The sequence below is a fragment of the Streptomyces sp. NPDC091371 genome, assembly GCF_040684275.1.
GTDB lineage: Bacteria > Actinomycetota > Actinomycetes > Streptomycetales > Streptomycetaceae > Streptomyces.
This window is the reverse complement of sequence record NZ_JBFBFP010000023.1, coordinates 19,637-30,829: the sequence shown is the minus strand read 5'-3', so window position 1 is coordinate 30,829 and position 11,193 is coordinate 19,637. Positions and strand designations below refer to the sequence as shown.

The following is an 11,193-nucleotide window of genomic DNA, read 5'->3' as shown; positions in this document are numbered from 1 at the left end:
CCTTATGGAGCTAGCTGGAGCGTTTTCTGCCAGCAGGCAGACGTGAGTCACCGCACCAAGTGGGGGTCCACCATGGGGGGTAGAGCGAAAATGAGGAGCAGAGGCCGACCGGCCGCGCTCGCAGGTCTCATCGGCCTGGTTTTGTCCATCGGCTCGATCGGCGCAGTGCCCGCGTACGCGGCGCCGGGCACTCCGAGCCCCAGCGCTCCGAGCCCGACGGGCAGCCCGAGCAAGCTCCCGGGCGCTTCGGGCAGCAAGAACTTGCCGAGCACGCCGGCACCGCAGTCCTCGGGTGCTTCGGGCAAAGCCGGGCCCGCCGCCCCGACGCCGTCGACGCCGCCCCAGCGGCCGCGCAGCGAGCGGGAGAAGGCCGAGGACGCGGCCCTGGCCGAGGCCAAGCGCACCGGCAAGCCGGTGTCCGTGGCGCCGGCGACGACCGAGACCGACACCGTCGTCGCCAATCCCGACGGGAGCCTCGCGCTCACCCGGAGCGTGGCTCCGGTACGCACCAAGCAGGGCGGCACCTGGACCGATCTGGACGCCACGCTCACCGCCTCGCCCGACGGGCAGCTGCGCCCCAAGGCCACCACGAGCGGCCTGACGCTCTCCGGCGGCGGCTCCGCGCCCCTGGCCACGCTCGACCAGGACGGCAAGAAGCTCCAGCTGACCTGGCCCGAGGCGCTCCCGAAGCCCGTGCTCGACGGGGCGAGCGCCACCTACCCGGAGGTCGCTCCGGGCACCGACCTGAAGGTGACGGCCGACGCCTCGGGCGGTATCTCCCAGATCCTGGTGGTGAAGTCGGCCGAGGCCGCCAAGCACCCCAAGCTCGCGAAGCTCACGATGGGCCTCAAGGGCGACGGCGTGAACGTGAGCGCCGACGCCGACGGCAACCTCAAGGCCGCCGACTCCTCCGGCCGTACGGTGTTCCACGCCCCGGTCCCCACGATGTGGGACTCCGGCGCGGCGGCCGCCGTTCCGGCACCGAAGCCGGCCGGCACGCCGAAGTTCTCCCAGCTGGCCCACTCCGCGGCGTCGCAGCAGGCGGCCGACGCGGACGCCAAGGCGAAGCCGGCCTCCGACAGCGAAGGGCCCGGCGCGCACGCCAAGGTGTCCAAGCTGCGGACGGAACTCGGCAACGGCTCCCTCGCCCTGACCCCCGATCAGTCCTTCCTCGCCGAGGCGTCGACGGCCTACCCGGTCTACATCGACCCCGCCTGGCAGCCGACCAGCCGCGGCACCCAGCACTGGGCATGGGTGCAGGAGGCGTACCCGGACACCGTCAACTACGACGACTACGCCGACTCCTACGACCCGGGTGTCGGCTACCAGCGCTGGCAGTCCCGCACCGGCCTGGAGCGCTACTACGTCCAGCTCGACACCGGTGACCTCGGTGACAAGAGCATCAAGAAGGCGTCGTTCAACGCGACCCAGTCCTACGCGGCCGACAACACCTGCTCCAACACGTACAACGTGGCGCTGCACTCCACCGAGCCCCTGCTGTCGGACATCAGTTGGAACCGGCAGCCGCGGGACTGGGAGGTCCTGCGCACGACGGCGATGAACAGCGCGGGCGGTGCGGGCTGCTCCGGCTCGACCACCCGTGGCGAGTGGGACGTGCGCGACCACCTGGCGGGCAACGCCTGGCGGGGCAGCGTCACCTACGCCCTCTTCGCGTCGAACGAGTCGAAGACCACCAGCAACAACTCCTTCAAGCGCTTCACGCGCGACAAGAGCAAGCTGCCGTTCTTCTACATCGAGTACAACCGCGCCCCGTACACCCCGTGGAGCCTGACGACCACGCCCGCGCCGCAGAACCCGTCCGGCGCCGGCCACTGCGGGTGGATCGGCGCCACCGGCTACCCGGGCATGGGCATCGGCGCCTGGATCGGCGACCCGGAGAACACGGCCAACGACGTCCACTTCTACGTCCACGACGCGAACGGCGACGCCCTCGTCTACGACAGCGGCTGGATCGGCGCGGCCAACGGCACCCACTGGGTGTGGGCGTGGCCGGGCAACCTCTCCGACGGGCACAGCTACTACTGGAAGGCCCAGGGCGGCGACGGCGACATGATCTCCGCCTGGGCCACGTCCGACTGCAAGTTCAGCATCGACACCCAGCCGCCGTCCGTCCCGGTCGTCACCTCGGACGCCTACCCGCCCTCGGGCACGCTGCCGGGCTCCACGAAGTCCATCGGGCAGCAGGGCGCCTTCACGCTGCGGTCGACCGACGCCCACAGCGGTGTCGTCTCCTACGAGTGGGCGTTCAACTCCTCCATCCCGGTGGGCGGCGCCAACACCGTGGCCGCCGGCCCGGACGGCAGCGCCTCGATCAACCTGACGCCCACCACCTGGGGCACGAACGTCCTGCGGGTGCAGTCCGTGGACAAGGCGGGCAACCGCTCGCAGCAGCAGACGTACGTCTTCTACGTCCCGGACAACCCGAACGCCAAGACGACCCTCGGCGACATCACCGGTGACGAGCGGGTCGACTTCATCGCGCCGACCGCCGGCGGCGACCTGGTGGTCTACCCGACCGCCGTCGACCCGTCGGCCGGCGGTGTGATCGCCTCCAACAAGGCCAACAGCCCCGGTGGAGCGGGCTGGGGCGACGGCACGCTGACCACCCACCGCGGTGGCAACGGCATCCGCATCGACGACCTGTGGACCTGGCGCGACGGTCAGCTGAAGCTGTACCGCAACTCCCTCACCCAGGGCGGTCTCGCGGCCAACGGCGGCCTGTACTACAACGCCGCCAAGGCAGTGGTCGTCAAGCGGCCGCCGCTGTTCACCTGCACGGTCGTGACGACCGGTGACCAGTGCGGCGCCGAGTACGCCACCAACTGGGGCCGGGTCAAGCAGATCCTGGCGGTCGGCGACGTCCGGCCCGAGGACGGCGTGACCCCGTTCAACGACCTGCTGACCATCGAGTCCGACGGGGCCGGCGGCCACCGCCTGCTGCTGTTCCAGGGCACCGGTGCCACCGGCACCCTTGCCGACCCGATCGTGCTCGTGCTCAGCAACTCCGGCTGGGACAACCTCACCCTGATCGCCCCCGGTGACGCGACCGGCGACGGTCTGCCCGACCTGTGGGCCCGGGACAAGAACACCGGCGAGATCTTCCAGTACGCCAACGAGCCGGGCAACCCCGGCGCCCTGGGCGACCACACCAAGCGCACCACGATCGGCAGCGGCGTCACCCTTGCCGAGTACCCCGTCGTGGGCTCGTCCGGCGACACCAACGCCGACGGTGTCCCGGACCTGTGGTCGCTGGACAGCCGCAACCGACTGCTCACCTGGAACGGCGTCGCCACGGGCGGCAAGGTCACCACCTTCACCACCCGCAACGTCATGGGTGACGCCCGGATCTCCACCGCCCAGTGGAAGCTGGACGAGGGCGCCGGCACCACCGCCGCCGACCTGCGCGGCGGCAGCCCGCTCACGCTCTCCGCGAGCGGGATCAAGTGGGCCGACGACACCGTCGCCGGCACCCCGGGCAAGGTCCTGGAGCTGAACAGCGACAACGGCGTCTCCACCGCCGGCACGCACACGAACCCCGGCACCACCGGCGCGGCGGTCTCGGGCGGCCCGGCCGTCGACACGACCCGCAGCTTCACGGTGTCGACGTGGGTCAAGGCCGACGCGCTCGGCGGAGTGGCCCTCAGCCAGGCCGGCACCCGCTCCAGCGGGTTCATCATGTGGCCGGACGCCGACGGCACCTGGCGGTTCGCGATGTCCCAGAAGGACGACGACTCCTGGAGCTACGACCAGACCGCCACCATGAACGAGGCCGCCAAGGTGCGGCTCAAGACCTGGACCCAGCTGACGGCCACCTATGACGCCGCGACCGGTTTCATCGGCCTCTACGTCAACGGCACCCTCGCCGGCACCGGCTACCACGCCAAGGCCAACGCGTGGAACGCCACCGGCCCGCTGACCGTCGGCAACTACCGCTACCAGGGCGCTCCGATCAGCTACTTCGCCGGACGCGTAAGCAACATCGCGGTCTACCCCCACTCCACCGTCCCCACCGCCGGCGGCACCAAGCTGGTCTCCGCCGTGAACTCCGGCAAGTGCGCGGACAACCACGCGGGCAGCGACCAGGACGGCAACCGCATCCAGATCTGGGACTGCAACGACGCGGCGGGCGGCGCGGCCCAGAAGTTCGACATCACCGCGGCGGGCGAACTCCGCGTCGCCGGCAAGTGCGTCGACATCTCCGGCGGCAACATGGCCAACGGCACCCCGTTGATCCTGTGGCCGTGCGCCCCGGGCGCGTGGAACCAGCAGTGGCTGCCCACCGCCACCAGCGGGTTCTACAACCCCACCTCGGGCCGCTGCCTCGACCTGCCCTTCGGCCGGATCGACAACGGCAACCAGCTGCACCTCTGGGACTGCAACGGCGGCAACGGCCAGCGCTGGCTGACCACCAGCACCGTCTGAACCCTGCAAGCGGACTGACGGAACCGACAACGGCCGCCTCCCGGCCCCGGGCACACGCCCGGGGCCGGGAGGCGGCTTCCGTCTTTCCGCGGGTCGGCCGCCTACGATGGCCCGGGGGCGGGCCGCACGGGGATTCCCGCAGTGAACGTCACGGGGGGCGGGGATGAAGGCATCGGTCAAGATCGGCGCGGCGCTGGCCGGGCTGGTCGTCGTGGGCGGCGGCATCTACGCCGTGCCGCGGCTGCTCGACGGGGACGGCGGCCGCCGTCCGGCCGGCGCGGAGCAGCGGCTCGGCGGGAGGCCCGCGCCGTCGGCGAGCGGCCCGGCCGCCGGACGGCCCTTCACGCTGGTGGCGACGGGCGACATCATCCCGTACCCCTCGATCATCCAGCGGTCCGCGGAGGACGCGGGCAAGGCCGGGGAGTACGACTTCCGGAAGATACTCGCCGGGGTCAAACCCCTGGTATCCGCCGCCGACCTGGCGATATGCCACCACGAGATACCGTACGGGCGGCCCGGCGGCCCCTACACCGGCTATCCCACCTTCAAGGCCCCGCACCAACTGGCCGACGCCCTCAAGGACACCGGCTACGACAGCTGTTCCACCGCGTCGAACCACACCCTGGACGACGGCTACGAGGGCCTCGCCCGCACCCTCGAACACCTCGACCGGGTCGGCATCCCGCACGTCGGCTCGGCCCGGAGCGCGGAGGAGGCCAGGGCCCCGGCGCTGCTCTCGGCCGGCGGCGCGAAGGTCGCCCAGCTCTCCTACACCTACGGCACCAACGGGATACCGCTCCCCCAGGACAAGCCGTGGGCCGTGAACCTCATCGACAAGGACCGGATCATCGCCGACGCCCGCGCCGCCCGGGCGGGCGGCGCGAACGTGGTGGTGCTCAGCGTCCACTGGGGAACCGAGTGGCAGACGGCCCCCGACGACCAGCAGCAGCAACTGGCGCAGGCCCTGACCGCCTCCCGCTCGGCCGACGGCCTCCCCGACATCGATCTGATCATCGGCACGCACAATCACGTGCCGCAGCCCTACGAGAAGATCAACGGCACCTGGGTGGTCTTCGGCATGGGCGACCAGGTCGCCAGCTTCGTACCGGCCGACAAGCTGCGCGGCAACCAGTCCTCACTGCCCCGCTTCACGTTCGCCCCCTCGGCGGACCGTCCGGGCCGCTGGGAGGTGGTGAAGGCCGAATACCTCACGCAGTACTCGGACATGGGGCCGCCGTTCCGCGTCGTCTGCACCTCCTGCGCCGCGTCCGACGCCGCGCTCCCGGCCGGGAAGCGGAGCGAATACGCGCGGATCGACGAGCAGGTCACCGGGGCCGTGCTGTCCCGGGGCGCCGCAGCCCAGGGCCTGGAGCACGCCACCCGCTGAGCACTCCCCTCCGTGTGCTCGCGCGGGCGCCGCCGCCCCGGGTCTTACGAGGCCCTGCTGCCCCGGCGGCTCACGACCAGCGCCCCCGCGCCGATGCCGAGCAGGATCAGCGCGCCGCCCGCGACGTACGGGGTCGGTGAACCGCCGCCCGTCTCGGCGAGGTTGGCGTGGGTGGTGACGGCCGGTCCCGTACCGGAGGTCTGGGGCTTGACGTCCGGCGTGGCGGACGGGGTCGGCGCGGGGCCGACCGGGGACTCGCAGCGCGCCTCGGCGAGCACGATCTCCCCCTCCACCTCCGCCACGTTCAGCTTCAGCGGGTTGACCGAGACCTTCAGGCGGACCGCGGTGGCGGCCGCCGTCGCGGAGGTGGTCTGCGTACCGGACAGCTCCAGGCTGACCAGGCCCACCCCGGGGACCTCGACCTTGGTCGGGGGGCCGCCCGCGGTCACGGTGGTCTTCTTGCCGAGCGCGGTCACCGTCCCGAGCACGTTCGAGGTGGCCACCGGCTGCTTGCCCGCCTCGCAGACCGCCTTGGAGGTGACCTTCTCCACCTCGATGAGGGAGAGCGCGGGCAGGCCCGGCACGTGCACCCTGGCCTTGGCCAGGTTGGCCTCCGCCTCGGCCTTGTTCTTGTCGGCGGTCGCCTTGGAGGTGGCCACGTCGGCCCGGAGCACGCTGACCGGCGCGCCGCCCTCGACGCCGTCCAGGGTGACGGAGAGCGCCGTCTTCTCGGCCGTCGCCGGGGCGCTCACCTCGTTGAGTGTGGTCTTCAGCGGGATGTGCACGGTCTTGTTGAGCAGGCCCACGTCCAGTCCGGCGCGCAGGACGACGGCGCCCGCCTTGCCCTCGGTTCCGGCGCCGCCGCCTCCCGTGGCGGAGGCGGGCGGAGCGGTGAGCAGGGCAACCGCTCCCGTGGCGAGCAGGACGGCCGCGGGCATGCGGAAGGTGTTGCTGTTCAAGGTGGTGGAACCCCCGGGGAGATGGGTGCCGTCGCGCCGCCAATGGGGGACATTGCGCGCGCCGACGGCCTCTACCCTCGGAATCTTTACGCACTGTGGGTGAACGGGTAGCCACCTGGCGTCACTTCACCCCAAAGGGTGGCTTCCGGGTGTGCATTCGATTCTTTGCGCCTCGTGCGGAACAGGGGTTCCCTCCTGCCCCAGGCGAGGGCGAGTTCAACGACCGCTGCGTGCGGATGTCACGCCCGCCGTCAACGGGACGCTCAGGCCCTGGCCTTGCCGTTCACCACCACGCGCAGCGGCTCGGCGAGCGCCCGCACGTCCTCACGCGGGTCGCTGCCGTAGACCACGAGGTCGGCCGGGGCGCCCTCGGTCAGACCCGGCCTGCCGAGCCACTCGCGCGCGGCCCAGGCCGTCGCCGAGAGGGCGTCCAGGGCCGGGATCCCGGCCTTCACCAGCTCCGCCACCTCGGCCGCGACCAGGCCGTGCGGCAGGGAACCGCCCGCGTCCGTGCCCACGTACACCTCGATGCCCGCGTCGTAGGCCGCGCGGACGGTGTCGTAGCGCCGCTCGTGCAGCCGCCGCATGTGCGCCGACCAGCGCGGGAACTTGGCCTCGCCGCCCGCGGCCATCTTCGGGAAGGTCGCGATGTTCACGAGCGTCGGGACGATCGCCACCCCGCGCTCCGCGAACAGCGGGATGGTGTCCTCGGTGAGGCCGGTGGCGTGTTCGATGCAGTCGATGCCCGCCTCGACGAGGTCGCGCAGCGAGTCCTCGGCGAAGCAGTGCGCCGTGACCCGGGCGCCCAGCCGGTGCGCCTCGGCGATGGCCGCCTCGACCTCCGCGCGCGGCCAGCAGGCCGTCAGGTCCCCGGCCTCGCGGTCGATCCAGTCGCCGACCAGCTTCACCCACCCGTCGCCGCGCCGCGCCTCGCGGCCGACGTACTCGACGAGGTCGGCCGGCTCGATCTCGTGCGCGTAGTTGCGGATGTAGCGGCGGGTGCGGGCGATGTGCCGGCCGGCCCGGATGATCTTCGGCAGGTCCTCGCGCTCGTCGACCCAGCGGGTGTCGGAGGGCGATCCGGCGTCCCGGATGAGGAGGGTTCCGGCATCGCGGTCGGTGAGGGCCTGGCGCTCGGCGGTCTCGGCGTCCACCGCGCCGTGGGAGTCGAGCCCCACGTGGCAGTGCGCGTCGACCAGCCCGGGCAGGACCCAGCCGGTCACGGTGGTGACCTCGCGGGCCGCGCGCGGGCGCTCGTACGAGACCTTCCCGCCGACCACCCAGAGCTCGTCGCGGACCTCGTCGGGACCGACGAGCACCCGCCCCTTCACGTGCAGCACATCGCTCATGGCGGCACTGTAACGGCGAGCTCGGTAGGCTCTGGAGGCAACCCCGGACGTATCCGGACGACCCCGGACGAAGAGAGAAGCATCCCCGTGCCCCACCCCCTCCTGGACCTCCCGCCGCTGACCGCCGGGCGTTTCGCGTCGATCGAACGGGGGGTCGCGGAGCTGCTCTCCACCCGGCAGGACGTGGTGATCACCCAGGGCGAGGCGCTGCTGCCGCTGGAGGCGTGCATCCGGTCGGGCGCACGGCCGGGATCGACTGCGCTGAACGTCGTCACCGGGCCGTACGGGACCACGTTCGGCAACTGGCTGCGCGACTGCGGGGCGAGCGTGGTGGACCTGGAGGTCCCGTTCGACACCGCGGTGACGGCGGAGCGGGTCGCGGGGACGCTGGCCGCGCACCCGGAGATCGACTTCGTCTCGCTGGTCCACGCGGAGGCGGCGACCGGGAACACGAACCCGGTCGCGGAGATCGGCGAGGCCGTACGGGAGCACGGAGCGCTGTTCATGCTGGACGCGGTGGCCTCGGTCGGCGCGGAACCCCTCCTCGTGGACGCGTGGGGCGTGGACCTGTGCGTGATCGGCGCGCAGAAGGCGATGGGCGGGCCGGCCGGCGTGTCGGCGGTGTCGGTCTCGGACCGCGCGTGGGCCCGGTTCGCCGGGAACCCGGCGGCTCCGCGCCGCTCCTACCTCTCCCTCCTGGACTGGAAGGAGCGCTGGATCGACGCCGGTCGGGCGGCGCTGCCGCACGCGCCGGCGCAGTTGGAGATGCTGGCGCTGGAGGCCTGCCTGGACCGGATCGCGGAGGAGGGCCTGCCCTCGGTGACGGCCCGGCACGCGGCGGCCGCGGCGGCGACCCGTGCGGGCGCGGTCGCCCTGGGCCTGGCCCCCTACGTGGGCCGGGCGGCGGAGGCCGCGCCGGTGGCCACCACCCTGCGGGCCGAGGAGGCGTCGCTGGTGGTGGCCAAGGCCCTCGCGGCTGACCCGGCGGCTCCGCTCGCCGCGGGCGGCGGGGCGCTCGCGCGGGAGATGATCCGGGTCAACCACTACGGTCCGGCGGCTTCGCTACCGGTGGTGAGGGCCTCCCTGACGGCGCTGGCGGCCGCCCTGGGCGCCCCGCCCGAGGCGGCGCTGGCCGCGGCGGAGTCGGCCTGGGAGGCGGGAGGGGCCCGGTAGCGGTCAGGACAGGGCGTCGAGGAGCCGGTCCACGTCCGCCTCGGTGGCGTAGAGGTGGAACGAGGCCCGCAGGGAGCCCGCGCGGGCGGAAGTGGCGATGCCGGCCGCCAGCAGGGCGGGCTGGCGGTCGCCGAGGCCCGGCACCGAGACGATGGCGGCCTCGCCGGGCACGGGCTCGTGGCCGAGGCGGGCGAGGCCGGCCCGGTAGCGGGCGGCCAGCGCGGTGTCGTGGGCGTGCACGGCCTCGATGCCGATCCGCTCCAGCAGGGCCAGCGAGGGCTCGGCCGCGTGGTAGGCGAGGAAGGCCGGGGTCTCGTCGAACCGGCGGGCCCCTTCGGCCAGTTGCGGCATGGGGCCGTAGATGGCGTCCCACATGGATTCCGCCGCCACCCAGCCCGCGTTGATCGGGGTCAGGGTGTGCTGGGCCTCCTCCGACACGGTGAGGTACGAGGCCCCGCGGCCGCCGAGCAGCCATTTGTAGCCGCCGGTGACCGTGTACTCGTACGGCGACGCGTCGAAGGGGAGCCAGCCGGCCGCCTGGGTCGCGTCCACGAGCATCCGGGCGCCGTGCGCCGTCGTCGCCGCCCGCACGGCGGCCAGGTCGGCCATCCGCCCGTCCGCGGACTGTACGGCGCTGACCGAGACCAGGGCGGTGTCCGGGCCGACGGCCTCGGCGAGGGCTTCGAGGGGCGCGAAGCGCACCTTGAGGTCGCCCCGGACCACGAAGGGGTTGATCACGGAGGCGAAGTCGCCCTCCGCGCAGAGGACTTCGGCGCCCGGCGGGAGCGAGGCCGCGACGAGGCCGCCGTGGGTGGAGACGGCCGAGCCGAGCGCGACGCGCCCGACGTCCACCCCGACCAGCCGGGCGAAGGCGGCCCGGACCCGGTCGACGCGGTCGAAGTCGCCGAATCCGGCGGGGATTCCGGCCCCCGCCGCCTCGGCCAGCTCCCGTACGGCCGCGACGGCGGAACGCGGGAGCACCCCGCAGCTGGCGGTGTTGAGGTAGGTGGTGGAGTGGGCGAACTCGGCACGGGTCGCTTCGGCGATCGAAAGATCCATGCCTTCAACTCTGCGACAGGACCGACCCAAAGTCCATTGCCGAGTTTTACGCGCCCACTCCAAGCAGTCCTTATACCTGGGGGACCGCGCAGGCCCCGTCGGGCTCGCACGCCTCGGCGGCGGCGACCGGCTCCTCGACCTCGCGCCCGGCCCACGCCTGCTCCAGGGCGCGCGTGAACACCTCGGCCGGCTGGCCGCCGGAGATCCCGTAACGGCGGTCGAGCACGAAGAACGGCACGGCGTTCGCGCCCAGTTCGGCCGCCTCGCGCTCATCGGCACGGACCTCGTCCGCGTAGGCGGATTCGTCGGCGAGGACGGCGCGGGCCTCGGCCCCGTCCAGCCCGGCCTCGACGGCGAGGGAGATCAGCACCTCGGGGTCGAAGACGGAACGCTCCTCGGCGAAGTTGGCCCGGAAGGCGAGGTCGAGCAGTTCCTCCTGGCGGCCGCGCGCGGCGGCCAGGTGCAGCAGGCGGTGGATGTCGAAGGTGTTGCCGTGGTCGCGGCCGTCGGTCCGGTACTCCAGCCCCTCGGAGCGCGCGGTGGCCGCGACGTGCTCCTCCATGCCGCGCGCCTCGTCCAGGGTGCGGCCGTACTTCTTGGCGAGCATCTCCACGACGGGGGCGGTGACCCCCTTGGCACCGGAGGGGTCCAGCTCGAACGAGCGGAAGACGACCTCCACCTGGTCGCGGTGGGCGAAGCCGGCCAGCCCCTCGGCGAACCGGGCCTTGCCGATGTAGCACCACGGGCAGGCGATGTCGCTCCAGATCTCGACGCGCATGTTCCTTCTTCTCTCCGGGTTCGGGGATACGGACTCAATCGGTTT

General features: G+C 72.7%; 7 protein-coding genes. 3 read left to right on the top strand and 4 right to left on the bottom strand.

Going from position 1 to position 11,193, the window contains the following annotated elements:
• Window positions 1-261: 261 nt before the first annotated feature.
• Window positions 262-4,443, top strand: coding sequence for a ricin-type beta-trefoil lectin domain protein (locus tag AB0O21_RS23855; RefSeq protein WP_365173618.1), 4,182 nt, complete (start codon window positions 262-264; stop codon window positions 4,441-4,443).
• 163 nt (window positions 4,444-4,606) lie between these two features.
• On the top strand, window positions 4,607-5,830 hold the full coding sequence (locus AB0O21_RS23850; RefSeq protein ID WP_365173615.1) for a CapA family protein: 1,224 nt from the start codon (window positions 4,607-4,609) through the stop codon (window positions 5,828-5,830).
• Between the two features lie 44 nt (window positions 5,831-5,874).
• On the opposite strand, the gene AB0O21_RS23845 is transcribed toward AB0O21_RS23850, so the two are convergent.
• Window positions 5,875-6,789 carry an SCO1860 family LAETG-anchored protein gene (locus AB0O21_RS23845; protein ID WP_365173612.1) on the bottom strand — a complete coding sequence of 305 codons (915 nt, stop codon included), beginning with the start codon at window positions 6,787-6,789 and terminating at the stop codon, window positions 5,875-5,877.
• A gap of 263 nt (window positions 6,790-7,052) precedes the next feature.
• The gene (locus AB0O21_RS23840) at window positions 7,053-8,138 is read right to left on the bottom strand and encodes an amidohydrolase family protein (protein WP_365173609.1); all 1,086 of its coding nucleotides are present in this window, start codon (window positions 8,136-8,138) and stop codon (window positions 7,053-7,055) included.
• Between the two features lie 87 nt (window positions 8,139-8,225).
• Between AB0O21_RS23840 and AB0O21_RS23835 the strand changes: the two genes are divergently transcribed.
• Window positions 8,226-9,311 (top strand): aminotransferase class V-fold PLP-dependent enzyme, encoded by a 1,086-nt coding sequence (locus AB0O21_RS23835; RefSeq protein ID WP_365173606.1) that lies wholly within the window; start codon window positions 8,226-8,228, stop codon window positions 9,309-9,311.
• A gap of 3 nt (window positions 9,312-9,314) precedes the next feature.
• Here AB0O21_RS23835 and AB0O21_RS23830 read toward each other — a convergent pair whose 3' ends face one another.
• Together AB0O21_RS23830 and AB0O21_RS23825 are read right to left on the bottom strand one after the other, a co-directional pair.
• Complete coding sequence (locus AB0O21_RS23830) at window positions 9,315-10,370, bottom strand: aminotransferase class V-fold PLP-dependent enzyme (protein WP_365173603.1); 1,056 nt, start codon at window positions 10,368-10,370, stop codon at window positions 9,315-9,317.
• Between the two features lie 70 nt (window positions 10,371-10,440).
• A complete protein-coding gene (locus AB0O21_RS23825; protein ID WP_365173601.1) occupies window positions 10,441-11,148 on the bottom strand; it encodes a DsbA family oxidoreductase in 708 nt (235 codons plus the stop codon).
• Window positions 11,149-11,193 lie beyond the last annotated feature (45 nt).